This is a genomic window from Cupriavidus pauculus (assembly GCF_002858765.1).
GTDB lineage: Bacteria > Pseudomonadota > Gammaproteobacteria > Burkholderiales > Burkholderiaceae > Cupriavidus > Cupriavidus pauculus_B.
Genome location: NZ_PJRP01000001.1, coordinates 452898 through 477916 on the forward strand (window position 1 = coordinate 452898; position 25019 = coordinate 477916).

The window sequence follows — 25019 nt, forward strand, 5'->3', positions numbered from 1 at the left end:
AACGCACTCATTACTGCCATGGCGGCACATGATCGACGGGGCCGCCCGCAGGTAAGCTGACGAAACTTCTCCTGCCTCCGCTCCCCGCTTTCATGACTTCCCCTGCTTCCACCACCTTGCACGGCGTGCTGCTGATGACGGCCGCCGTGGCGTGCTTTGCCGCGCTCGATACGATGACGCAGATCATCAGTGGCACGGTGCCGGTAGCCATGGCGCTCTGGGCCCGCTATGCGGTGCAAATGACGCTGACGGGGGCTATATTGCTGCCCCGGCGGGGGCGGACGCTGCTGCGTACCCATCGGCTGGCGCTGCAGGTGCTGCGCGCGGCGATGCTGCTGCTGTCGAGCGTCTGCGTCTACTTCAGCCTGCGCTACCTGCCCGTGGGCGAGGTGACGGCCGTGGCCATGCTGACGCCGATGGTGATCGCCGTGGCGGCGGCGGGGCTGCTTGGCGAGTATGTGTCGGTGCTGCGCTGGGCCTTCCTGCTGCTCGGCTTCGCCGGGGCCATCGTGGTGGTGCAGCCCGGCGCGGACGGGTTCGAGCCCGCCATGCTGCTGCCGCTGGGCATTGTCGTGACCAGTGCTGCCTACCAGTTGATTACCAGTGTGCTGACCCGGGCCGACGGCGTGGGCACCACCCACTTCCTGACCGGCCTGATTTCCACCGGGGCGCTGACGCTGGCCCTGCCGCTGGGCTGGGCCGGTCATCTCGACGGCATCCACTGGCTGCTGCTGGGGGCGATGGGTCTTGCCGGCACCGTGGGCCACCTGTTCCTGATCCTGGCCTATGCACGGGCGCCGGTGGCCGTGCTGACGCCATTCCTGTACCTGCAGATCGCGTTCGCCATGATCGGCGGCTGGCTGATCTTCGGCTACGTGCCCGGCGGCTGGGCGCTGCTGGGCGTGGCCGCGATTGCTGTCAGCGGCCTGGGCGGTACGGCGGCGATGCTCTACGAGCGCAGGGCGGAGGTCGCGGTGGCCTGATCCGTGGAGGCCCGCTTGTCGACCCACTGCTGCTTGATCCATTGCAGCGAGCGCAGTCCGTCGCGCGCCACCGGCAGCGGCGGCGTCACGCGGAACACGTCGTTGAAGATTTCCAGCGACAGCGGGCCGAGATAGCCCGTTCGCCGCACGGCCCGCGCGAAGTTCGCCACGTCCAGTTCGCCCTGGCCGGGGAAGTTGCGGTGGTGCCGGCTCCAGGACAACACATCCAGCGCCATGCGCGGCGCATCGGCCAGTTGCACGAAGAACAGGCGGTCGGCCGGGATGGTGTCGATGCCGCGTAGCGCTTCGGCCACCGGTTCGCCCTGCGACGCGGCCAGCGCCAGCGTGTGGAAGCTGTCCAGGATCAGGCCCAACGCCGGGTGGTTGGCGCGCTGGACGATATCCCACGCCTGGCGCCAGTGGCGCACGTGGCGACCCCAGGCTAGGGCCTCGTAGCCGATGCGCAGGCCGCGTTGTGCGGCAGCGTCGGCCAGGTGCCACAGATCGGCCGCGGCCCGTTCCGGATCGTCGCTGGCCGCGTCCTGCACGTTGCTGCACACCAGCAGCAGGTCCGTGCCCAGCGCCTCCATCGCATCGAACGCCTGCGCGGCCCGCGCCATGTTGGCGGCGAACTGGTCGGCTGGCATGGCCTCGAAGTCACGAAACGGCTGGTACATCAGGATGTCCAGGTGCAGCCCTGCCGCATAGCGGCGAATGTCGGCCGCCGTGCCGGAGAAATCCTGCAGGTCCTTGGCAAAGATCTCGACGCCGTCGAACCCGGCGGCCGCAGCGGCTTCAAGCTTTTCCGGCAGCGTGCCGGACAGGGAAACGGTGGCAATGGACGTGGCGTGGGCGCGAGGGTGGCACATGGCAATCGGATCGAAAATGGCAGCCGCGGGGCTGCGATGAAGGCAGGTTAGGCGCGGCCTGTGGACCGAACAACCACTATTCGCGCCACCGCGTGCGACAATCGCGCTATCATGATCGACTGCCGCGCAGAGTGCGGGTTTACACCATGACCGACGAACCACTGAACCGGCGCGACTGGATCGCCGGACTGGAAAAAGGGCTGGCCATCCTGGAGGCCTTCGACAACGACCATCCCCGGCTGACGCCCACGCAGGCGGCCGAGTTGACCGGCCTGACGCGCACGGCGGCCCGGCGCTACCTGCTGACGCTGGAGCACCTGGGCTACACCACCAGCGAGGGCACGCTGTTCAGCCTGACGCCGCGTGTGCTCAAGGTGGGCTGGTCGTATTTCGATTCGGCGCGACTGCCGCGCGCCGTGCAGCCGTTTCTGCAGCAGATCACGGCGGCGGTGGGCGAGGCCGCCTACCTGAGCGTGCTCGATGACTGGGAACTGGTCTTCATCTCCCGAACCAGTACCAGCCGCGTGATGAGTACGGGATTCGTGCTCGGCGCGCGCGTGCCGGCGCCGCTGGCGTCGGCCGGCGTGATGATGCTGGCGTCGCTGCCCGAGGACAACGTGCGGAACTGGCTGGAAACCGTGGTGCTGGCACCCTACACGCCGTACACGATCCTGCAGCACGACCGCCTGTTGCAGGACATCCGCAAGGCCGGCGCGCAAGGATACGCGGTGGTGGAGCAGCAACTACAAATTGGCGTGCGTGGCGTGGCGGTGCCGCTGCGCGACCGCCACGGGCGCGTGATCGCCGCGCTGTCGGTCAACATGCAGATTGGCGACGAGACCGCTGAGCAGGCGCTGGGCCGCGTGCTGCATGTACTGCAGGACACGGCGCTGTCGATCATGCGGGTGCTGTAGGCGGCCGGGTGTAGGCGGCCGGGTGTAGGCGGCCGGGGATCTTCAGCCGCGTTCAGCGGCGCCTGGCCGGCCTTGGCCGCCGGCAGCCGCCCTCAGTCCCCCTCAGTCGCCTGCTGGCTCGTCAGGCGTGTTGCGCAGCGAATAGGGGCCTTCGGTCAGGTGCGTGCGCAGGAAGTCCAGGCAGACCCGCATGCGCGGCGACACTGATGCCCGCGCGCTGGTGACGGCCCAGATGTCGGCCGGCAGGTGCCAGTCGGGCAGCACGCGCACCAGTTCGCCGGCGCGCAGGCTGTCGGCCACGTCCCAGGCCGACGCCATGATGATGCCGAAGCCGTCGTGCGCCCATTGGCGCGTGACGTCGCTGTGGTTCGACGCCATCGGCCCCGTGACCTTGACCGTGGCGCTGCGGCCCGCCGCCTGCAGGCGCCAGACGCCGAACGCCTGGTCGCGCTCGCGCAGCAGCAGGCAGTCGTGCTGGGCCAGGTCGGCCGGCTCGGCGGGCAGGCCGCGCTGGGCCACGTAGGCCGGCGCCGCGCACAGGATGCGTTGGCCGGCAGCGATGCGTGTGGCGATCAGGTGGGGTTCCTCCACCTGGCCGATGCGGATGTCGATATCGAAGTTCTCGCCGATCAGGTCTACCCGGCGGTCGAGCAGTTCCAGCCAGACCTCCAGCCCGGGATGCTGGCGCCGCAGCATGGCCAGCACCGGCGCCACGTGCCGCCGTCCGAGACGCAGGCTGGTGGCGATGCGCAGCAGCCCGCGTGGCGCGGCATCGGCATGGCTGCCCACCGATTCGAGCATGCCATCCACGTCTTCCAGGATCTTGCGCGCCCAGACAAAGGCGTTCTCGCCTTCGGCCGTTACGCTGACGCGCCGCGTGGTGCGGTGGAACAGCCGGGCGCCGAGCATGGCTTCGAGCATGGCGATGCGCTTGCTGACGTGGGCCGGCGACAGCCCCATGTCGTTGGCGGCGGCGATGAAACTGGCGCGGCGCGCGACGGTGCAGAACAGGCGCAGATCCCTCAGGAACGGATCGTTGTTCGCATTCGGCGCGCTGGCCGCGTGGGGCGCGTTCGGGGTGTCCATGACGGGGCGGGGCGGATGGCAGGGGCAAGTGGGCACGATACGCCACGGCCGGCCACTGCGCCAGCCACAGGGCTTGGGGGCCCGCTACTGGCCTGCCAGCCAGTCCGTCCGCCCGGCAGCCTGTCAGTCCGCCAGTCGCGTCAGAACTTGTGCCGCACGCCGGCCATGACGCCCAGCCGCGTGCCGTTGCCGTAGGTATTGCCGCTGTTGGCAAAGTTCGGCGAGCTGTTCAGGGCGATCCACTGCCCCTGCAGATGGGTGTAGTCCACCTCGACGTAGACGTCGGTGCGCTTGCTGAACGCGTAGTCGAGCATACCGGCCGTGGTCAGGCGCTTGCCGCCCTGGCCGGCATGCTTCAGCCAGTCGTACTGCAGCGTGCCGATGAAGCTCAGGGCATCGGTGATCGCATACCGGGTGCCGATGTAGCCGACGTTGTTGCGATAGTCGGCCACGTCGAGCCGGTTGTTCGTGTAGCCCAGGTAATACTGCGCGCGCGTGCCCTTGTACGTGCCGCCCAGGCCCCACACCGTCTGCTTGCTGGCCTGCGCGGCCGGCACCGCGCCGAAGAACGCCGACGTCACGTTCTGCGTCTGCTGGTAGACCGTGCCCACTTCCCACGGGCCGTAGCTGTAGACCAGCGATCCGGCCGCGGCCGAACTGTTCTTGACGCTGCCCGGCACCTCGCCGAACGTGTACGCGGCGGCCACCTGCAGCCCGCCAAAGCTCTTGATGTACTTGAGCGTGTTGTCGTAGCGCAGGCCGGTGTAGTTGCCGCCCTGGTAGCCAACGATGGAGTTGTTGGCAAATGCCATGGCCTCGTAGGACGACAGCACTTCGTGCGCCAGCGTGTACTGGCGGCCCAGCGCCAGCTTGCCGTAGTCGCCGTCGAAGCCCACCACGGCCGTGCGGCCGAACAGCCGGCCGCCCTGCTGGCTGGTGCCCACCTCCGGGTTGAAGCCCGATTCCAGGATGAACCAGGCCTTGAGGTTGTTGCCGAGGTCCTCGGTGCCACGAATGCCCCAGCGGCTGCCGGTCAGCACGCCATCGGTCATCTGCACCTTGCCGTGGCCGGCGGCGTCCTCGTTCGTGCTGTAGCGGATGGTGGTGTCCAGCAGGCCGTACAGCGTCACGCCGCCGGTGGTCTGGGCGAACGCGCCCGCACTGCCCGCGCCACACGCGAGCAGCGTCATCAATTGCTTCTTCATGGAGATTCCCTGGGGAGGTTGGCGTCCCGTGCGTTGAAGGGGGCGGTTATTCCGTCGGCACCTGGCGCGGCGCCATCAGGAACATCCACGCAAGCGCGATGAAGTACGCGCAGGGAATCATCGTGAACAGCACGGCGTAGTTGTTGTGGGTGGCGGTCAGCACGTAGCCCACCAGCTGCGTCATGAACATGCCCCCGATGGCGCCGATCATGCCCCCGAAGCCGAACACCGAGCTGATCACGTGCTTAGGCGTGTAGTCCATCACCATGCTCCAGATGTTGGCCGTCCACGCCTGGTGCGCGCCGATGGCCACCGAGATGGCGGCCACGGCCATCCACAGGCTGCTGGCACCGGCCGCGAAAACGATCGATGCGATGCACACCGCGAAGATCAGCATCGACAGCAGCCGGGCCCTGACGGCCGGCATGCCATGGCTGATCAGCCACGACGACAGCGCACCGCCGCCGACGCTGCCGATATCGGCCGACAGGTAGATCACGATCAGCGGGATGCCCATCTGCGTGACGCTGATGCCAAGCTGGTACTGCTGGTTCAGGAACGGCGGCAGCCAGTAGAGATAGAACCAGAAGACCGGCGCCGTGATGGCGTAGGCCAGCGCAAAGGCCCAGGTGCCACGCATGCGCAGGATGCGCGAGTACGGAATGCGTTGCGGCGCGGCTTCGGTATCGCGGGTGACATAGGCCAGTTCGGCGGCGCTGACCGTGGGGTGCTGGTCCGGGTTGGCGTACTTGAGCCACCAGAACACAAGCCAGATGGCGCCCAGCGCGGCCACCACCAGGAACGCCGCCTGCCAGCCCCAGGCCTGCAGGATCAGCGGCAGCATCACCGGCGTGAGCATCGCGCCGACGTTGGTGCCGGCATTGAAGATACCGGTGGCCATGGCGCGCTCGCCGGCTGGGAACCACATGCGTGTGGTCTTGACGCAGGCTGGGTAGTTGGCGGCCTCGGTCAGGCCCAGGAAGAAGCGGCAGATCATGAAGCCGACCGCGCTGGCGGCGAGTGCATGCGCGCCGCAGGCGATGCTCCACAGCAACACCGCCAGCGCAAAGGCGCGCTTGACACCGACCATGTCGATGAAGCGGCCCTGCAGCGCAAAGCCGATCGCATAGCCCACCTGGAACCAGAAGTTGATGTTGGCGTAGTCCTGCGCCGTCCAGGCCATTGCCTTGGCCAGCACCGGCTGCAGTACGCCCAGCGCCGCACGGTCGATGTAGTTGAGCGTGGTGGCGAAGAACACCAGGCTCAGCATGCCCCAGCGCACCTTGCCGATCGCCAGGCTTGCGCGGATCTTGCCCAGCATCGAGCCGTCGATGGCGGGGGGCGCGGCCAGCGGCTTGTGAATGGTTGTCATCTGTCTGTCTCCACCGAGGATGGGTGATGTTTGTGTCGTCGTGGGTTGGCGTGGCGCCGTCAGTAGCGGATGGTGGCCACCTCGCGCAGCGCGTCGGGCGTGGAGGTGCCGAAGCCGAAGAATTCCAGGTAGGCCGGGATCATCTCGAACAGCATGTCGGTGCCGACCTGGACCTTGCAGCCCCGGGCCGCGGCGGCCTCCAGGAACGGTGTGTACTCGGACTTCATCACGACCTCGCCCACCGTGGCAGCGGGCACGATGCGCGATACGTCGAATGGCAGGGGGTCGCCGGGATGCATGCCGAGCGGCGTGGCGTTGACCACCACATCGTAGCCATGCGGGTCGTTGTGTCCCGTGACCACGCGCAAGGCCGGGTAGTGGGCGGCCAGGCGGTCGCGCAGCCCGTTTGCTGTGGCGTCGCGCGTGTCGAACAGCGCCAGTTCCGCCACGCCGGAGGCGGCCAGCGATGCGGCGATGGCCGAGCCAACCCCGCCGCATCCGGACACGATTGCCCGGGCGCCTTGCAACTGGCAGCCCTTGCGGCGGATGCCGTTGACGAAGCCTGCGCCGTCGAACTGGTCGCCCACGAGCTTGCCGTCGTCGCGCAGCAGCACGGCGTTGCAGGCGCCGGCGATGCGGGCGGTGGGCGTCAGTTCGTCGACCAGTTTCACCGTGGTCACCTTGTGCGGCATGGTGACCAGCGCGCCCCGGATATTCGTCAGGCGGAACAGCGCGCGGAAGACGTCGGGGTAGTCGTCGGCCTGGACGCCCATGGGCACCACCACAGCATTGATGCCCTGGCTGGCGAACCAGGGGTTGTAAATCATCGGCGCCTTGAAGGACTCGGTCGGATAGCCGAGGTGCGCGATGAGAAGAGTCTTGCCATTGATCATGGGATGTCTGGGGCGAAGGGGTCGTCGGGGATCGGCGGGCGATCTATCGATTCATGGCCGCAGGGGGCCTTGTCATGACGTAACAGTAGTTGCGCCGAGCCCCGCAGGCCAAGCGGACTGAAGCCGACTTTGCGCGATTAATGCACGCTAGTGGGCGATCAATGGCCGGAGCTGGGGTTTCTACGGAGGGGTGCCCGCCAGCCGCAGCAGGCATGATCGCCATGCCCACATTCGTACAGGAAAGCCGATGACAGACGCCGCCTCCAACGCCTTCGCGCCCGGCGCGGATGGCTTTGAGACCTGGGACAATCCGCTGGGCCTCCAGGGCTACGAATTCATCGAATTTGCCTCGCCGGACCCGGCCCAGCTTGGCCGGACGTTCGAGCGCTTTGGCTTTTCTGCGATTGCGCAGCATCGGCACAAGGACGTCAGGCTGTACCGGCAGGGCGAGATGAATTTCATCGTCGACGCCGAGCCCGATTCGTTCGCGGTGCGCTATGCGTCGGAATACGGCCTGTCGATCTGCGCCTTGGGTCTGCGCGTGCAGGATGCGGCGGCGGCCTACGCGCACGCCGTGGAGGCTGGCGCGTGGCCGTTCGAGGGCGGTACCGTGGGCCCGATGGAACTCAATATCCCGGCCATTCAGGGTATCGGCCAGTCGCTGATCTACTTTGTGGACCGCTGGCGCGGCAAGGAAGGGCGGCCCGGCGACGTGGGCGATATCTCGATCTACGACGTCGACTTCCGACCCTTGCCGCCCGCTTCGCCACACGCTTCGCCGCCCACCGACGCGGGCCTGCTGCGCGTGGATCATCTGGCCCAGGCGGTCGACGCCGGGCATCTCGATGAATGGATGGATTTCTATCGACGCGTGCTGGGATTCCGCGAGATTCACGAGGTCAATCCGCAATGGCGGCTGGCCAGTGATTCGCGCGTGCTGCTGTCGCCGTGCGGCCAGATCCGCATTCCCCTGTATGAGAAGGGCACGCCGCGCCATGACCAGATGCGTCACTATCTGTCCGACGCCCATGGCGAAGGCATCCAGCACATCGCGCTGGCGACCGACGACCTTGTGGCCAGCGCGGGCATGCTGGCGCGTAACGGCGTGTCGTTCGTGGAGCCGCCGGCGCCTTACTACGACACCCTGGACACCCGGCTGCCCGGTCATCGGCTCGATATCGACGCGCTGCGCCGCTACGGCATCCTGGCCGACGGCGCCGTGCGCGCCGACAATCGCCCCGAGCAATTCCTGCAGGCCTTCGCGAAGCGCGAGGCCGGCGAGTTCTTCTTCGAGATCGTCCAACGCGATGGTCACCATGGATTTGGCGAGGGCAACCTGCCGGTGCTGGAGGCGCTGTACCGGGGCTGATTGCCTCATTGCCCCGATGGCTGCCCCGAAGGCTGTCCCAATGGCTGCCGCGAGCTGACGCAAGGTCCAGCGCGATTGCGGCGTTGTCTCATAGCCGTTGCAATTCCGGCGCGCTACAAAGCAAAAGGCCTCCCGATTGGGAGGCCTTCTACTCTATACGCCGGGGCGCCCTTGCGGGTTGTGCGGATCGACGCGCCGGAACGAATCCTAGTAGCCCATACGGACACTGTCAATCGCGATGCAAACAATATCTGACGAGCTCTTCGAGCACGTCGTCTCACAGCCACGCCTGAACAGCTACAAACGCTATTTCAAGGCAAAGACGATGGACGAGGTCATAGGTTTGTACTTGTGGAACGGGGAGATTTCGTCTTGCTTTGCGTCGCATCTGGCGTACTTCGAAGTCACCCTTCGCAATAGCATTCACCAGGCAATGTCGCTGTTCTATAGCCGCGGCGAGGCCGCGAGTTGCCATTGGTATGACTTGATACGGGACACGTTGAAGCAGGCGTCGCGCAAGAAGTCGATGATGTTCGCAAGCGACATGGCAACGGTGCACCGAGCCCCGACGAGGTTGTTGCAAGCCTTTCTTTCGGATTCTGGCCCGTCGTGCTCAACAACATCGCGCCCGCCCATGCTTTCCGGCTTCTGCCAGCCATCTTTCCCCAGCATCCACTGAACGGGGTGACGAATGGATGGTGCGACGCGCATGCGCGTCTCACCAGGCTGAACTTTGCATTCGAACTTCACGCATTCCGAAATCGCCTGGCGCATCACGAGCCCCTGTGGAAGTTTCGTGCCCTCAGGGATTCGCTGGCCCACCCACCGGCGACCGTCATGCCTGCGCCACGGGGGCCGGCCGATAGCGTCGTCAGATTGCGCCGCTTGCTTGACTTGATCGAGGAGGCCACCGGGTTCATCGCGCCCTCGCTGCGCGATGCCCTGCGCGCGGCAACTTGGCGCCGGCGACTGGACTTTCTGCTGTCAGAGCGGGGAATCGAGCGGTATTGCCGCCGCCAGCATGTACCTGGCGCGCTAGCGTTGACGCCACGTGAGTTCAGGTACGGCTTCAGCCGGATCGGGCGTGGAAACCAGCCGGTTCGCGTCCGGCGCGTGCGGTCGAGCGGTCTTTTCGTCCCCGATTGATCGCTCCCTGCCCCACGCGTGGCCTACCGTCCGGTAACCCCTTGGCGGATGGCGGATTGCATTTCGCGGTATCCTTGCCGGCATGCCGCGTCGGCGCCTCTCCCAATCGGCGCCCCGTGGCGCGCCTGCCCCGCGCCTGCATCATGCCCCGCGGGCCCCATGGCGCCTCCAGCGAACATCAATATGAAAGACCTAGAAAGTGAGCTGATCGGCTCCGCCCGGCTGCCGACCCGCTATGGCCAATTCACCGCCCATGCCTTCCAGGGCATGGACACTGGCACCGAACACCTGGCGCTCTCGATGGGCGATATCTCGGGTGAGGACGTGCTGCTGCGACTGCATTCCGAGTGCCTGACCGGCGATGTGTTTGGCTCGTGCCGCTGCGACTGTGGCGAGCAGCTGGACCTGGCCATGAAGAAGATCGCCGAGGAAGGCCGTGGCGTGCTGCTGTATCTGCGCGGCCACGAAGGCCGTGGCATCGGCCTGTCCAACAAGATCCGCGCCTATGCGCTGCAGGACACCGGGCTCGATACCGTCGATGCCAACCTGGCGCTTGGCCAGGCCATCGATTCCCGCACCTATGCGTTCGCCGCCGATTTCCTGCGCCAGTGGGGCGTCACGTCGGTGCGTCTCATGAGCAACAATCCCATCAAGATCAGGGCACTGGAAGACGCTGGCATCAAGGTGACGGAGCAGATGCGCCACATCGTGCCGCCCAATTCCGAAAACGAGAAGTACCTGGCGACCAAGCGGTCGCGCATGGGTCACTTGCTGGACTGATCCGGCACGCCGTGGCCTGTAGGCATAGGCCGACAGCCGCTTGCGATGCCCCCCGACATCCCGGCCGGGGCTGCTCTTCTATCGTGGAATAAAAGGTCCGCGTGGTCTCATGTGCCGCGCGGGATGTTCCATGCGCGTCGCGCGGTGCGCGCGCGTTGATGAGAGGAGTCCGACATGGCTGACAACAATGTCTCTGTGCTTAACGACCTGATTGAAGTCTCGCGCGACGGCGAGGAGGGGTTTCGCAAGGCTGCCGAGGATGCCAAGAATCCGGAACTGAAGACCCTGTTTTCCAGCCGGGCCACGGAGATTGGCGGGGCAGTACGCGAACTTCAGGGCCAGGTTGCCGCGCTTGGCGGCAAGCCCGAGGATCACGGCAGCGTGGCCGGCGCGCTGCATCGCGGCTGGCTCAGCTTGCGTACGGCGGTATCGGATCGATCCGATCTGGCCATTCTGGAAGAAACCGAGAAGGGCGAGGACGTTGCCAAGAAGAAGTACGCCGATGCGCTGCAGGAAACCGATCTCAGTTTCGATATTCGCGCGCTGATCGAGCGGCAATATCAGGGCGTGCTGCGTAATCACGACCTGATTCGTGACCTGCGCAACCGCTATCGCGCGAGCGGCGAATGATTGGTCCGGTCAATATGAAGCAGGGCGCCTCCATGCGAGGCGCCTTTTTTATTTGTCATGAATCGGAATCAGTATTACTCGCATAATCATCGGTAGGTGGAATTTTGCCGATCTGCCATCAAGGATCGACCGGAAAGCCGCATGGAGCTTGAAGTTCCGGATCGGGGAATTACCATGAAGATCGACGCCGGGACGTATTGGGGATCGAAGTCATGAAAGCAGACAAGAAGGTAATTCAGTTGCTCAATGGTCAGCTCAAACACGAACTGACAGCAATCAACCAGTATTTTCTGCACGCCCGCATGTATCGTCATTGGGGGCTCCAGGCGCTGGGCAAACATGAATATGAAGAGTCGATCGAGGAAATGAAGCATGCCGATCGGCTGATCGAACGCATTCTCATGCTCGACGGCCTGCCCAACCTGCAGGATCTGGACAAGCTCATGATCGGCGAGAACACCGAGGAAATGCTCGGCTGCGATCTGAAACTCGAACTGGTTTCGCAGGCCAGCCTGAAGGAAGCGATCAAGTACTTTGAATCGGTGAGCGACTACGTGTCGCGCGATATCGTGACCGACATCCTGGACGACACCGAAAACCATATCGACTGGCTGCAGACCCAGATCGAACTGGTCGGCAAGGTCGGCGTGCAGAACTACCTGCAGTCGGCCATGGGCGAACCAGAGGAATAGCCCGGCCGGCCGGTCGCGCCCCCTTCACCCTTCGCCGCGCGCTCCGCCGGCAGGCAGGACAGATCCACGCCCTGCAGACTTTTCCCACTTGGGCTACACTGCGCCCCGCACCACAGAACGGCCCGTTCGGGCCGGCATCCCGGGGCGGGGTGGCAGAGTGGTTATGCGACGGCCTGCAAAGCCGTTTACGACGGTTCGATTCCGTATCCCCGCCTCCACGCCTTCCGCATTTTCCTTCCGTTTCTCCTGCGTTTTCCGGTTGCCGGCATCGCGCCTGTGTCCGTTAGTCCGCGCCCTCATTTTCTTCACGAAGCACGCCGATACTGTCCGACAGGCCTGGCGCATTTCATGCTCGCTTTTTGGCTGTGCATGGCACGCGTCGCATTCGGTGATTTCCCTCTGGAAACTCGGACGTGATTGCGATACTGTGAGGCGCGCTTGCACCAATCGTCAGCAAATCACCGCTCTCTTTGGTGCCGTTGTCGTACGACCACCGGTCGTTGCCGCACGGCAGTTGGCGCACCAGGTTTCACCATGCAGGGCTTCCATGGCGTATCCGTCGCAACGTGATGAGAGAAACAGAGGCTCCAAATGATTAAAGACATGCGAATCCGGATGGCGCAGCCGTCGGAGACGCTCGCCATCGGCGCCGTTCTTGAGCGGTGCGGCTTGCCGATGGACGATCTGCCGCGACTCGTCGGCGAATTTCATGTGGCCGTGCTCGAAGCGCAACTGGTGGGTTGCGCTTGTGCCGAGCTTTTTGGCGATACGGCGATTATTCGCTCGGTGGCGGTGCTGCGCGAATGGCGCGACCAGGGCGTGGCCAGCCATCTGGTGCATGCGGTGATGATGCGGGCGCGCGCCAACGGCAGCCGCCGTGCGGTCTTGCTGACGTCCACGTGCCCCAGCTATTTCGCGCGTTACGGCTTCTCGCTGATTCATGCGTCGAAGCTGCCGACCGAGGTGCTGGAGAGCGAGGAGTTCCGCCGGCTGCGCGATACCAGCGCGCTGTGCATGAGCGCCGAACTGATGTGAGCACCGGCAAGGTTTCGAAAAAGCGTCAATAATCGGGCCTTCACTTTCAGCCAGCACATCGAGGAGACCCCATGCCGACGACCGTCCGCGCCATCCGCCTTCACGAATTTGGTTTGCCGCAGGTCATGCGGCTGGAACAGGTCGAACTGCCGGAGCCAGGCCCCGGCGAGGCGCGCGTGCGGCACACGGCCATCGGGTTCAATTTCATCGATATCTACCAGCGCCGTGGCACGTATCCGCTGCCGGCCGGGACCGGGCTCGGCTTCGAGGCCGCTGGCGTGGTGGAGGCTGTGGGCCCGGGCGTGACCGACGTGGCCGTGGGCGACCGCGTGGCCTATATGAACGCCGGACTGGGCGCCTATTCGGAAGGCCGCAACGTGGCCGCCGACAAGCTGGTCAAGCTGCCCGACAACGTCAGCGACGAACAGGCCGCCGCCACCATCTTCAAGGGCATGACCGCGCAGTACCTGGTACGCCATACCCATGCGGTCAAGCCCGGCGACACGGTGCTGGTGCATGCGGCGGCCGGCGGCGTGGGTCAGATCCTCAGCGGCTGGGCCAAGGCGCTGGGCGCACGCGTGATCGGCACGGCCGGTTCGCCGGCCAAGTGCGAGCGCGCGCGGGCGGCCGGTTGCGATATCGCCATCGACTACAGCCATGGCGACTGGGTCAAGCAGGTGCGCGATGCCACCGACGGGCGCGGCGTGACCGTGGTCTACGACGCTGTGGGCAAGGACACCTTCCTGGGGTCGCTCGACTGCGCCGAAACCTTCGGCATGGTCGTGCTGTATGGCGCGGCGTCGGGGCCGGCGCCGGCCATCGAGCCCGAGCTGCTCAACAAGAAGGGCTGCCTGTTCCTGACCCGACCGTCGGTGTTTCCGCACAACGCCGATGTGACGCGCTTCCGCGCCAATGCCAAAGATCTGTTCGATGCCATCGCCGCCGGCCATGTGAAGGTCGATATCGGCGCACGCTTCCCGCTGGCCGATGTGGCGCACGCCCACGAAGCAGCGGAGCGCCGCGAAACGACCGGCGCCATCCTGCTGCAGCCCTAACCCCCTGAATCCCTGCGCCTCTGAAACCGGGCGGCGATCTAGTGGCGATGCTTGGTCCGGTCGGTTGCCGGACCATCGTCGCACTGGTTGATCTCGACGCTGACGTGTACCAGTTCCTCGTGGACTGACAGCGCCTGGCGCACGCGTTGCGGCGTCAGGGTGGCATCGTGGGTGACCAGACTGGCGATGCAGGCAAACTGCTCGCGGCCCACGCGCCAGACGTGCAGGTCTGCCACGCGCGTGTGGCCATCGCCATGGGCGAATCCGTCGAGCACTTCGCGCACTTCGTCCACCACGGGGTGGTCCATTTCGCGGTCCAGCAGCACCGTGCCGCTCTGGCGCAGCAGGCCGATGGCCCACCGACCCACCAGCACGGCGCCCACCAGACCCATCACCGGGTCGAGCCAGTTCCAGCCCAGCCACCAGCCGCCGGCCAGTGCCACGATGGCCAGTACCGACGTGGCCGCATCGGCAATCACGTGCAGGTAGGCCGAGCGCAGGTTGATGTCGTGGTGCTGGTGGCCGTGGTCGTGGCCATGATCGTGACCATGGCCGTGGTGGTGGTCATGTCCGTGGTCATGCCCGTGCCCATGATGGGCGCCGCCCAGGATCAGCGCGCAGCCCAGGTTGACCAGCAGGCCGATGGCGGTCACGGCCATGGCTTCGCGGTAGTGGATCGGCGCGGGGCTGAACAGCCGCTCGACCGAGCCGAAGGCCATCAGGCCAGCCACGCCCAGCAGGAAGACGGCGCTGGCAAAGGCGGCCAGCACCTCGATCTTCCAGGTGCCGAACGTGAAGCGCGCGTCCTGCGCCAGCCGTCGCGCCGCGGCATAGGCAAACGCCGACATGCCGATCGCCACCGCGTGCGAACTCATATGCCAGCCGTCGGCCAGCAACGCCATCGAGTTGAAGCCCAGGCCGGCGGCGATCTCGATGGCCATCATCGCCAGCGTGATCCACATCACCAGACGGGTGCCGCGTTCGGCGGCCTGGTTGCCGGTGTCGAAGACGTGGGAATGGGTCCACGCTGAGAAGTTGTGCGTATGCATGGGGAAGTCCGTGATGCGGGATGAATGCAATGGCTAGGGTAGCAGCCGCATGCCGACAGTCATCTGACAACCATGGGGGGCGGGGGGTTGTTGCCACCCCGCGCGGGGCCGCCTACCAGCCGTGATAGTCCGCCGCCGTGTCGTAGCCGCCAAAATGCTCGGCCATGAAGTCGACAAAGGCGCGCACGCGGGCCGACAGCTTGTCGCGCGAGAGATACACCGCGTAGATGTCCGCCGGCGGCGCCGACCATTCGGACAGCACCTGCCTGAGCCGCCCGGAGCGTAGCAGCGGCGCCACTTCCCATTCGGACCGCAGCAGGATGCCGTGCCCCTGCAAGGCCCAGTTCACGGCCACCTCGCCATCGTTGGTAGCCGCCGGGCCGCGTACCTTGACCGTCTCCTGGCGTCCCGCCGCCTGCAGGTGCCAGGTGCCGTACGCGGTTTCGCTCTCGCGGATGACGATGCAGCGGTGCTGTTGCAGGGCGCGCGGCGACGCCGGTTCGCCATGGCGTGCCAGATAGGCGGGCGCGGCGCACAGCAGCCGGCTGTTCGGCGCGAGCTTGCGCGCGTTGAGCCGGGCGTCGGGCAGGTCGCCCACCAGAATGCCGACGTCGAACCCTTCCTCGGCCAGGTTCAGCGCGCGGTCGGTCAGCTGCAACTGGACTTCGACATCCGGATACGCCTGCAGGAAATCGCCCACGGCCGGCGCGAGGTGTCGGCGGCCGAAACCTAGCGTGGCATTCACCCGCAGCAGTCCACGCGGCGCCACCCGGCTGCCGCCCAGGCCCTGTTCCAGTTCCTCTAGTTCGGCCAGGATGCGGCCGCCCTGATCCAGGTAGGCCTCGCCCTCGGGTGTCACCGACAGCCGCCGCGTGGTGCGATTCAGCAGCCGCACGCCGAGCCGGGCCTCCAGCGCGGCCAGGCGCTTGCTGGCGGCCGAGGGCGTCAGGCCCAACTGCTGCGCGGCGCCGGCCAGGCTGCCGCACTTGACCAGCAGGATGAAGAAGGCGAGATCGGAAAAGGTGTCCATGGTGGCGATCGTGCGGAATGCGGGCCCTGAGACTGGTGAATCCACGGCACGAATGAATTGCGAATCGTGAAATTATAGCGATGGATTCCGCGATTAGACTGCCAGTCATCCGATTCCCCAACCCCACAGGCAGGCAAGCAACATGGCCGGACGCACGCTGTATCGCAAGCTCGTGGAGTCGCACACCGTGGTCACGCTCGACGCTGACAACGTGCTGCTCTACGCCGATCTGCACATCATGAACGAGTACACCAGCCCGCAGGCCTTCGCGGGGCTGGCGGAGCACGGCCGCAAGGTGCCGGCGCCGGGCCAGCAACTGGCCGTGGTCGATCACATCATCCCCACGCACGCGGAGTCGCCGCGCGTGATCCAGGACCCCGCGTCGGCCCTGCAGGCGCGCAACCTCAAGCGCAACTGCGACCTGCACGGTATTCCGCTGTTCGACACCAATGACCCGCTGCAGGGCATCGAGCACGTCATCACGCCCGAGCACGGCATGATCCGCCCCGGCATGGTCGTGCTGTGCGGCGACAGCCACACCACTACGTATGGCGCGTTTGGCGCACTGGGGTTTGGCATCGGTACGTCGGAAGTGGAGCACGTGCTGGCCACGCAGACGCTGGTCTACCGCCTGGCGCGCGACATGCGCATCCGCGTGGATGGCCTGCTGCCGGCGGGCGCCACGTCGAAGGACCTGATCCTGCACATCATCTCGCGTATCAGCGCACAGGGCGCGCGCGGCTACGTGGTGGAATTCACGGGCAGCGCCATCCACGCGTTGTCGATGGAAGCGCGCATGACCCTGTGCAACATGACGGTCGAGGCCGGCGCGCGCGGCGCGCTGATCGCCCCGGATGCCACATCGGTGGGCTATGTGCTGGAACGTGCGGTCGATATCGACGGGCCGATGGCGCAGGCCGCGCGCACGGCCTGGGCGCAACTGGTGTCCGACGCCGATGCAGCCTTCGATGCCGAACTGGTCTTCGATGCCTCGGTGGTGGAGCCCTATGTGACCTGGGGCACCAGCCCCGACCAGGCGATTCCGGTCAGTGCCGCCGTGCCGAACCCGGCGGATGCCGCGGACGCCATCGCGCGGGCTTCGGCCGAACGCGCGCTCGACTATATCGGCCTGACCCCCGGCAGCCAGCTGCAGGGCCTGCCGGTGCAGCGCGTGTTCATTGGCTCTTGCACGAACGGGCGGATCGAGGACCTGCGTGCCGTGGCCAATGTGGTGCGCGGGCACAAGGTGGCGGCCGGCGTGCGGGCGATGGTGGTGCCGGGGTCGGGCGCCGTGCGCGAACAGGCCGAGGCCGAGGGCATTGCCGCGCTGTTGCGGGAAGCGGGCTTCGAGTGGCGCAAGCCCGGCTGCTCGATGTGCTTGGCCATGAACGACGATGTGCTGGCGCCGGGCGAGCGCTGCGCATCCACCACCAATCGCAATTTTGAAGGCCGCCAGGGCCGGGCGGGCCGCACCCACCTGATGAGCCCGGCCATGGCCGCCGCGGCCGCCATCACGGGCTGCATCACCGACGTGCGCCAGCTTGGCCTTTCCCGCTGACCGGAGACCCACTATGTCCGCATTCACCCTGATCGAAGGCACGGGCGCACCGTTGCCGCTGCCGAACCTGGACACCGACCAGATCATGCCCAAGCAGTTTCTGCGGGGCATCGACAAGGCCGGGCTGGACCGTGGCCTGCTCTATGACATGCGTTTCGACGAGCATGGCGCGCCGCGCCCGGATTTCGTCCTGAACCAGCCGGCCTGGCGCGATACCCGCGTGCTGGTGGCCGGCCCCAACTTCGGCTGTGGTTCCAGCCGCGAGCACGCCGTCTGGGGGCTGCAGCAATTCGGCATCCGCGCGGTCATCTCGCCCAGCTTCGGCGAGATCTTCTACTCGAACGCCATGAACAACCGCCTGCTGCTGGTGATGCTGCCGCAGGCCCAGGTGGATGTGCTGATGCGCGCGGCCGGCAACCCGGCGGCACCGGCATCGATCCGCGTCGATCTCGACACGATGACCGTGGCCGCCGGAGACTTCGCCGCGCCGTTCACGATGTCGGACCGGCACCTCGACATGTTCCGGCGCGGCCTGGACATCATCGGCATGTCGCTGACCCACGCCGATGCTATCGCGGCGTTCGCCGGCCGCCACCATGCGGCGAACCCCTGGCTGCGCGACGTGGCTGCCACTACCATGGCACGTCTGGCAGGTTGAGGAGGGAAGACGATGTTTGAAGGATTTGTGACGCACCGCATCGACCATGACGGGGTACCGATCCACGCCGTGGTGGGCGGGGAGGGTCCGCCGCTGCTGCTGTTGCACGGACACCCGCAGACGCACGTGATCTGGCACAAGGTGGTGGGCGAACTGGCGCGCCATTTCACGGTAGTGGCCACCGACCTGCGCGGCTATGGCGACAGCGGCAAGCCGGCGGGGCTGCCGGACCACAGCAACTACAGCAAGCGCGTGATGGCGGCCGACCAGCTGGCCGTCATGCGCGGGCTGGGCTTCGAGCGGTTCCGGGTGCTGGCGCACGACCGGGGCGCCCGCGTGGCACACCGGCTCGCGGTCGATCATCCGCAGGCCGTGGAAAAACTGGTCACGCTCGACATCGCCCCGACCCTGGCCATGTACAACCAGACCAACGAGGCCTTTGCGCGCGCCTACTACCACTGGTTCTTCCTGATCCGTCCGGCGCCGTTCCCGGAAACGCTGATCGAGGCCGATCCGGCGCTGTATCTGCGCCAGACTATGGGGGGGCGCAGCGCGGGCATGACGCCGTTCACCGAGGCGGCGCTGGCCGAATACCTGCGCTGTCTGAAGCTGCCGGGCGCCGCGCATGGGCTGTGCGAGGACTACCGTGCCAGCGCCGGCATCGATCTGGAGCACGATCGCGCCGATATCGAGGCCGGCCGCAGGGTCGAATGCGACATGCTGGCGTTGTGGGGAGCCAACGGTGCGGTGGAACAGTGTTTTTCACCTTTGGAAGAATGGCGCAAGGTTGCGCGCCAGGTGAGCGGGCATGCCATGCCGTGCGGGCACTACATCGCCGAGGAAGTGCCCGAGCAATTGCTGGCCGAAGCGCTGCCGTTCCTGCGCGGTTGATTATCCACAACTCTCTGATTTATCAGAAATTTTCCGCTCGTCGCAGCTGCTTGGCTGCGCGGCGGTTCTCCCCTCTGGCAGGCCGGATCGGGCCAGCGCCTCGGCTGCCATGCACCGCGCACGCCTCACATTCCGGCGGTTCGCATCGTCGTTTCCTTGATTCGAGTGTTTAACTTCCCGTCTGCAGGGTTGTCCGGGTGCTGGCATCATCGCGGACTGGAGGAATTTTTGATGGATGCCGTCTTGCCGATATATCTCGGGAGCCGGACAGACACACTTACATGCATTCATGAATGTATGTATAATGCGTCGCAAAAATTCATAAAAATTTTCTCCTCTGCTGTTAATTCCCACAATGACGTACCGATTTATTGCAAGCTGCCTCGCCATCTGGCTCGGGATCTGTGTTGCCGCGAGCTGGGTGGTAGAGCGGCTCTGGGCCTGACCCGTCCGGAGCGCCCTGGGTGCTTCGGCGGGGCCGGCAGTCGATTTCGTCTAGTTGCCGAGTCACTCTCTTCGATGCCTTCTTTCATGAAGACAGAACAACAAGAACGCCGCATGCATCTCGCCAAGTCACCCCGATCCCTTTTTGTCATGCGTACCCTGGCCGTCGCCGCGGCCATGGCTGGTGCCACTTCGGCCGCCAGCGCCGAGGAGCTGGTGGGCTGGGCCCATCCGGCCGTTCACGTGGCCTATGGCCGCGACACCAGCCACGACGTCAACAAGTACGAACTGGGCGTCAACTTCAACACGCCGATCCAGTACGGCAACCCGCAGGGCTGGCTGTTCCGCCTGCAGGCCGAGTTCAACGTGGCCGGCTGGGACGCGCGTGGCGGCACCAACCAGCAAAACCTGTTTGAATTTGGCGTTTCGCCGATCCTGCGCGTCGAAAAGCGCGGCGGCTACTTCGTGCCGTTCGCCGAGGCTTCGGTGGGCGTGCGCGTGCTGACGCACACCGGCACGTCCGACGAGCACCGCATGGGCAGCGCCTTCCAGTTCTCCGACATGCTTGGCGTGGGCGTGGGCTTTGGCAAGAACGCCAACACCGAAGTGGGCTTCCGGTTCCAGCACATCTCCAATGCCGGCATCAAGGAACCGAACCCGGGCAGCAACTTCTACACCGGCTACGTGCGCTATCGCTTCTGATTGCGCCAGCAAGCGCTAGGCGGCACGGGCGGCTTGCGCCCGGCCGCTGCGCAGCGCGTCGAAGAAGGCCCAAAGCTGGGGCGCATCGCCGGTGGCCACGTTGAAGCGGATCCACGGCGAGTCGGTTTCGTCGGGCTCGAAGTACGAGCCGGGTGCCAGCCAGATGCCATGTTCCAGCGCCAGCGTTGCCAGCTGGTTGCCATTCATTGCTGGCACTCGCCCCTCTTGCGCCAGGCGGGCCCAGGCAAACATGCCACCGTCGGGCCGCAGCATGATTTCCAGCCCATGGGCTTCCATTTTTTCCGCCACGCGATCCTGTTGCGCGCGTAGCCGTTCGGCCAGCGCGGCCACGTGCCGGCCGTAATGGCCGCTGGTCAGCACCGAATACACGAGCCGTTCGGTGACCTCTGACGAGGTCAGGCCCACGGCCATCTTGGTCTGCGCGAAGGCCTTGACCAGGTCGGGGCTGGCCGCCAGGTAGCCCACGCGCAGCGACGGCGTGATGGTCTTCGAGAATCCGTTGACGTAGATAACCTGCGACAGGCCGTCCATGGCGGCCAGCATCGGCGACCCGGCCGGCGCCAGTTCTCGGTAGATATCGTCTTCCACCACCAACAGGCGGTGCTGCTCGGCCAGTTGCAGCACGCGGAACGCATTCATGCTGGTCAGGCTGGCGCCGGTGGGATTCTGCAGCACCGTGTTGACGAACAGTGCGCGCGGCGCGTGCTGCCGGATGGCATCTTCCAGCGCATCGGTGTCCAAGCCGGCCTCGGTGCGATGGACGCCGATGGCGCGCAGGCCGGCCAGCCGTAGGATCTGCAACAGATTGCAGTAGCACGGCGATTCCACGAGCACCGTGTCGCCGGGCCGGAGCAGCGTGCGCACCACCAGGTCCAGCGCCTGCGTGGCGCCCTGGGTCAGCACCACCTGTTGCGCCTGCACGGGAATGCCGTACTGGCTCAGGTGCGTGGCGATGTGTTCGCGCAAGGCGCCAAAGCCGTAAGGATGGCCGTAGCCCGACACCTGCGCAGCCGGCACGCGCGCCGCGCTGCGCATGGCCTGGTGCAGGCCTTCCTCGTTCAGCCAGTCGCCGGGCAGCCAGCCGGCCCCGGCCTTGATCGGCACGGAATGGTCGGCGAAGACATCGGACAGCAGCCAGGCGGCATTGAGGGCCGGGGCTTCCCAACGCGACGCGCGCGCCTGGCCGGCCGGCGTGTGCCGATGGGCGACGGTGTAGCCGGAGCCCGGCCGGGCGGTCAGGTAGCCCAGCGCGGTCAGGCGGCCATAGGCCTCGGCCACCGTGAAGGTGCTGACATTGTGCTGCTGCGCAAAGCGGCGCACCGATGGCAGTAGGGCGCCCGCGCGCAGGGCGCGCTGGTCCACCAGCGCGGCGATGCCGGTCACAATCTGCTCGGTCAGGGTTTCGCCGCCACGGCGGCTGCGTGCAAGGTTCAGGTTCAGCATGGGACGGCTGCAAGGTGCGAAACCTGTACAGTGTAATGGCTACCCCTGCCGGATGCCCGAATTGGTGCGTCGCAGCGTCCAGGGCTTGTGCCTGATCGGTTTCAGCGCTGTAACAGCGCTTGGCCCACAGCCTTGCCGGGCGCGCGGCGGCGTACAGACCTGTACGGTTATCGATGACTAAACTGCACGGTAAGGCGACGATCTCGTGACCGTATATTCTTTACGCCAGACCCCGCCGGTAGAGTTGCCGGAAACCTCGGCGTCGCATGTTGCGCGCGCCACCCCTGCACATCGCACCAGGAGAACGTATGGACGCCGCCAAGACCGTGATTCCCGATCTCGAAGCCCTGTGGATGCCCTTCACCGCCAATCGCCAGTACAAGGCCGCCCCGCGCCTGCTGGCATCGGCCAGCGGCATGTACTACACGACCCACGATGGCCGCAAGGTGCTCGATGGTTGCGCCGGTCTCTGGTGCGTGGCCGCCGGCCATTCGCGCAAGGAGATCGTCGAAGCGATCGCGCAGCAGGCAGCCACGCTGGACTATGCCCCGCCGTTCCAGATGGGCCATCCGCTGGAATTCGAGGCCGCCACCAAGGTGGCTGCGCTGATGCCGAAGGGGCTGGATCGGATCTTCTTCACGAACTCGGGTTCGGAATCGGTCGACACGGCGCTGAAGATCGCCCTGGCCTACCACCGAGCGCGCGGCGAAGGCCAGCGCACGCGCATCATCGGCCGCGAGCGCGGTTACCACGGCGTGGGCTTTGGCGGCCTGGGCGTGGGTGGCATCGGGCCGAACCGCAAGATGTGGTCGGCCAACGTGATGCCGGGCACCGACCATCTGCCGGCCACGCTGAACATTGCCGAGGCGGCCTTCTCGAAGGGCCAGCCGCAATGGGGCGCCCATCTGGCCGATGACCTGGAACGGCTGATCGCGCTGCACGATGCATCGAACATCGCCGCCGTGATCGTCGAGCCGATGGCGGGCTCTGCCGGCGTGCTGATTCCGCCGGTCGGCTATCTGGAGAAACTGCGAGAAATCACCAGCAAGCACGGCATCCTGCTGATCTTCGACGAGGTGATCACCGCCTTTGGTCGCTTGGGCGCTGCCACCGCGGCAGAGCGCCTGAAGGTCACGCCCGACCTGATCACGATGGCCAAGGCCATCAACAATGCCGCCGTGCCGATGGGTGCCGTGGCAGTGCGGCGCGAGGTGCACGACGCCGTGATCAACGCCACGCCGCAGGGCGGTATCGAGCTGCCGCACGGCTACACGTATTCCGGCCATCCGCTGGCGATGGCGGCCTGTATCGCCACGCTGGACCTGTACAAGCGCGACAAGCTGTTCGAGCGCGCGGCCGAGATGTCGCCCAAGTTTGAAGCCGCCGTACACGGGCTGCGTGGCGCGCCGTATGTGAAGGACATCCGCAACCTGGGCATGGTGGCCGGTGTGGAACTGGAATCGCGCCCTGGCGCGCCGGGCGCGCGGGCCTACGAGGCGTTCCTGAAATGCCTGGAGCTGGGTGTGCTGGTACGCTACACCGGCGACATCCTGGCGTTCTCGCCGCCGCTGATCATTTCCGAGGCCGAGATCGACCAGTTGTTCGATACCGTGAAGAAGGCCCTGCAGAGCATCCAGTAAGACCTGCCCCGAGACATAGAGGACGACCGCAGTGAACATCGCAGAAAACCGGCAGATTGCCGAAATCCATCACTACATCGGCGGCGCCATGCACCGCGCAGGCACGGACCGCTTTGCCGATGTGTTCAACCCGGCCACCGGCGACGTGGCCGCCCGCGTGGCCATGGGCACCACCGACGATGTGGCCGCTGCCGTGGCCGCCGCCAAGGCGGCCTGGCCGGCCTGGGCCGAGATGCCGCCGCTGCGCCGGGCGCGCATCCTGTTCAAGTTCAAGGAACTGCTGGACCGCCACCACGACGACCTCGCCGCGCTGATCACGCGCGAGCACGGCAAGGTCTTTTCCGATGCCAAGGGCGAAGTGACGCGCGGCATCGAGGTGGTGGAGTTCGCCTGCGGCATTCCGAATCTGCTGAAGACCGATTTCACCGACAACATCGGCGGCGGCATCGACAACTGGAACCTGCGTCAGCCGCTGGGCGTGGTGGCCGGCATCACGCCGTTCAACTTCCCGGTGATGGTGCCGATGTGGATGTTCCCGGTGGCGCTGGCGTGCGGCAACACGTTCGTGCTCAAGCCGTCGGAGCGCGACCCGTCGCCAAGCCTGCTGATCGCCGACCTGCTCAAGCAGGCCGGCCTGCCCGATGGCGTGTTCAACGTGGTGCAGGGCGACAAGGTGGCCGTGGACGCGCTGCTGGCGCACCCCGACGTGCAGGCGCTGTCGTTCGTGGGCTCCACGCCGATCGCCGAGTACATCTACACCGAAGGCACGAAGCACGGCAAGCGCGTGCAGGCACTGGGCGGCGCCAAGAACCACCTGGTGGTGATGCCCGATGCCGATCTCGACCAAGCCGTCGATGCGCTGATCGGGGCCGCCTACGGTTCGGCCGGCGAACGCTGCATGGCGATCTCGGTGGCCGTGGCGGTGGGCGAGGTCGCGGACAAGCTGGTGCCGCGCCTGGCCGAGCGCGCCGCATCGCTGAAGATCCGCAACGGCATGGAAGGCGACGCCGAGATGGGTCCGCTGGTCACGGCCGCGCACAAGGCCAAGGTCGAAGGCTATATCGCCAAGGGCGTGACCGAGGGTGCGAAGCTGGTGACCGACGGCCGCGGCCACAAGGTGGACGGCCACGAGAACGGCTTCTTCGTCGGCGGCACGCTGTTCGACAACGTCAAGCCGGACATGACGATCTACAAGGAAGAGATCTTCGGCCCGGTGCTGTCGGTGGTGCGCGTGCATGACTTTGCCGAAGCGGTGGACCTGATCAACCGTCACGAGTTTGGCAACGGTGTGTCGTGCTACACCAGCGACGGCGGCATCGCCCGGGCGTTCGCGCGGCAGATCCAGGTGGGCATGGTCGGCATCAACGTGCCGATTCCGGTGCCGATGGCCTGGCACTCGTTCGGCGGCTGGAAGCGCTCGCTGTTCGGCGATCACCACGCCTACGGCGAGGAAGGCGTGCGCTTCTACACGCGCTACAAGAGCGTGATGCAACGCTGGCCCGACAGCATCGCCAAGGGCGCGGAATTCACGATGCCGGTAGCGAAGTAAGTCGG

Annotated in this window: 22 protein-coding genes, 1 tRNA gene and 1 pseudogene; 15 read left to right on the plus strand and 9 right to left on the minus strand. The window is 66.1% G+C overall.

Translation table 11 applies throughout. The features are described from left to right. Positions 1-92: 92 nt before the first annotated feature. Positions 93-983 carry a DMT family transporter gene (locus tag CYJ10_RS02035; protein ID WP_101679898.1) on the plus strand — a complete coding sequence of 297 codons (891 nt, stop codon included), beginning with the start codon at positions 93-95 and terminating at the stop codon, positions 981-983. A 26-nt stretch (positions 984-1009) separates the two neighbouring features. On the opposite strand, the pseudogene CYJ10_RS02040 reads toward CYJ10_RS02035, so the two are convergent. Then, positions 1010-1852, minus strand: a pseudogene (locus CYJ10_RS02040) (sugar phosphate isomerase/epimerase family protein); the annotation flags it as partial. A gap of 146 nt (positions 1853-1998) precedes the next feature. Here CYJ10_RS02040 and CYJ10_RS02045 point away from each other — a divergent pair. Beyond that, on the plus strand, positions 1999-2766 hold the full coding sequence (locus tag CYJ10_RS02045; protein ID WP_101679900.1) for an IclR family transcriptional regulator domain-containing protein: 768 nt from the start codon (positions 1999-2001) through the stop codon (positions 2764-2766). A 102-nt stretch (positions 2767-2868) separates the two neighbouring features. Here the strand turns inward: CYJ10_RS02045 and CYJ10_RS02050 are convergent, their stop codons facing one another. The 4 genes from CYJ10_RS02050 to CYJ10_RS02065 form a co-directional block, all read right to left on the minus strand. After that, positions 2869-3852, minus strand: coding sequence for a LysR family transcriptional regulator (locus CYJ10_RS02050; protein ID WP_101679901.1), 984 nt, complete (start codon positions 3850-3852; stop codon positions 2869-2871). A 140-nt stretch (positions 3853-3992) separates the two neighbouring features. Next, positions 3993-5057 (minus strand): porin, encoded by a 1065-nt coding sequence (locus CYJ10_RS02055; protein WP_101679902.1) that lies wholly within the window; start codon positions 5055-5057, stop codon positions 3993-3995. 46 nt (positions 5058-5103) lie between these two features. Then, entirely contained in the window at positions 5104-6429 is a 1326-nt protein-coding gene (locus CYJ10_RS02060) for an MFS transporter (RefSeq protein ID WP_101679903.1), read from the minus strand. A 59-nt stretch (positions 6430-6488) separates the two neighbouring features. After that, on the minus strand, positions 6489-7322 hold the full coding sequence (locus tag CYJ10_RS02065) for a shikimate dehydrogenase family protein (protein ID WP_101679904.1): 834 nt from the start codon (positions 7320-7322) through the stop codon (positions 6489-6491). 247 nt (positions 7323-7569) lie between these two features. On the opposite strand from CYJ10_RS02065, the gene CYJ10_RS02070 reads away from it, so the two are divergent. Next, positions 7570-8691 (plus strand): 4-hydroxyphenylpyruvate dioxygenase family protein, encoded by a 1122-nt coding sequence (locus CYJ10_RS02070; RefSeq protein ID WP_101679905.1) that lies wholly within the window; start codon positions 7570-7572, stop codon positions 8689-8691. Positions 8692-9135: 444 nt separating this feature from the next. Here CYJ10_RS02070 and CYJ10_RS34515 read toward each other — a convergent pair whose 3' ends face one another. Further along, entirely contained in the window at positions 9136-9465 is a 330-nt protein-coding gene (locus CYJ10_RS34515; protein ID WP_257992017.1) for a hypothetical protein, read from the minus strand. Between the two features lie 555 nt (positions 9466-10020). Between CYJ10_RS34515 and ribA the strand changes: the two genes are divergently transcribed. From ribA to CYJ10_RS02110, 6 genes are all read left to right on the plus strand, one after another. Further along, a complete protein-coding gene (gene ribA, locus CYJ10_RS02085; protein ID WP_101679908.1) occupies positions 10021-10617 on the plus strand; it encodes a GTP cyclohydrolase II in 597 nt (198 codons plus the stop codon). 174 nt (positions 10618-10791) lie between these two features. Continuing rightward, positions 10792-11247 carry a PA2169 family four-helix-bundle protein gene (locus CYJ10_RS02090; protein WP_101679909.1) on the plus strand — a complete coding sequence of 152 codons (456 nt, stop codon included), beginning with the start codon at positions 10792-10794 and terminating at the stop codon, positions 11245-11247. Positions 11248-11459: 212 nt separating this feature from the next. Beyond that, positions 11460-11939 (plus strand): bacterioferritin, encoded by a 480-nt coding sequence (gene bfr / locus CYJ10_RS02095; protein ID WP_101679910.1) that lies wholly within the window; start codon positions 11460-11462, stop codon positions 11937-11939. A 143-nt stretch (positions 11940-12082) separates the two neighbouring features. Then, positions 12083-12157, plus strand: a tRNA-Cys gene (locus tag CYJ10_RS02100). A 373-nt stretch (positions 12158-12530) separates the two neighbouring features. After that, the gene (locus CYJ10_RS02105; protein ID WP_101679911.1) at positions 12531-12974 is read left to right on the plus strand and encodes a GNAT family N-acetyltransferase; all 444 of its coding nucleotides are present in this window, start codon (positions 12531-12533) and stop codon (positions 12972-12974) included. 71 nt (positions 12975-13045) lie between these two features. Next, positions 13046-14029 carry a quinone oxidoreductase family protein gene (locus CYJ10_RS02110; RefSeq protein ID WP_101679912.1) on the plus strand — a complete coding sequence of 328 codons (984 nt, stop codon included), beginning with the start codon at positions 13046-13048 and terminating at the stop codon, positions 14027-14029. Between the two features lie 38 nt (positions 14030-14067). Here the strand turns inward: CYJ10_RS02110 and dmeF are convergent, their stop codons facing one another. Further along, a complete protein-coding gene (dmeF, locus tag CYJ10_RS02115) occupies positions 14068-15078 on the minus strand; it encodes a CDF family Co(II)/Ni(II) efflux transporter DmeF (protein WP_101679913.1) in 1011 nt (336 codons plus the stop codon). A 112-nt stretch (positions 15079-15190) separates the two neighbouring features. Continuing rightward, positions 15191-16108: a LysR family transcriptional regulator gene (locus CYJ10_RS02120; protein WP_101679914.1), complete on the minus strand. Its 918-nt coding sequence runs from the start codon at positions 16106-16108 to the stop codon at positions 15191-15193. Positions 16109-16250: 142 nt separating this feature from the next. Here CYJ10_RS02120 and leuC point away from each other — a divergent pair, with 142 nt between their 5' ends. The 4 genes from leuC (at position 16251) to CYJ10_RS02140 (ending at position 20361) form a co-directional block, all read left to right on the plus strand. Beyond that, the gene (gene leuC, locus CYJ10_RS02125) at positions 16251-17666 is read left to right on the plus strand and encodes a 3-isopropylmalate dehydratase large subunit (protein ID WP_101679915.1); all 1416 of its coding nucleotides are present in this window, start codon (positions 16251-16253) and stop codon (positions 17664-17666) included. 13 nt (positions 17667-17679) lie between these two features. After that, positions 17680-18324 (plus strand): 3-isopropylmalate dehydratase small subunit, encoded by a 645-nt coding sequence (leuD, locus tag CYJ10_RS02130; RefSeq protein WP_101679916.1) that lies wholly within the window; start codon positions 17680-17682, stop codon positions 18322-18324. Between the two features lie 12 nt (positions 18325-18336). Continuing rightward, complete coding sequence (locus tag CYJ10_RS02135) at positions 18337-19215, plus strand: alpha/beta fold hydrolase (RefSeq protein WP_101679917.1); 879 nt, start codon at positions 18337-18339, stop codon at positions 19213-19215. Between the two features lie 594 nt (positions 19216-19809). Then, the gene (locus CYJ10_RS02140) at positions 19810-20361 is read left to right on the plus strand and encodes an acyloxyacyl hydrolase (protein ID WP_257992023.1); all 552 of its coding nucleotides are present in this window, start codon (positions 19810-19812) and stop codon (positions 20359-20361) included. A 15-nt stretch (positions 20362-20376) separates the two neighbouring features. On the opposite strand, the gene CYJ10_RS02145 is transcribed toward CYJ10_RS02140, so the two are convergent. Further along, on the minus strand, positions 20377-21825 hold the full coding sequence (locus tag CYJ10_RS02145) for an aminotransferase-like domain-containing protein (RefSeq protein ID WP_101679919.1): 1449 nt from the start codon (positions 21823-21825) through the stop codon (positions 20377-20379). Positions 21826-22133: 308 nt separating this feature from the next. On the opposite strand from CYJ10_RS02145, the gene CYJ10_RS02150 reads away from it, so the two are divergent. Together CYJ10_RS02150 and CYJ10_RS02155 are read left to right on the plus strand one after the other, a co-directional pair. Beyond that, entirely contained in the window at positions 22134-23465 is a 1332-nt protein-coding gene (locus tag CYJ10_RS02150; RefSeq protein ID WP_101679920.1) for an aspartate aminotransferase family protein, read from the plus strand. 31 nt (positions 23466-23496) lie between these two features. Beyond that, on the plus strand, positions 23497-25014 hold the full coding sequence (locus CYJ10_RS02155; RefSeq protein WP_101679921.1) for a CoA-acylating methylmalonate-semialdehyde dehydrogenase: 1518 nt from the start codon (positions 23497-23499) through the stop codon (positions 25012-25014). Positions 25015-25019: the final 5 nt, after the last annotated feature.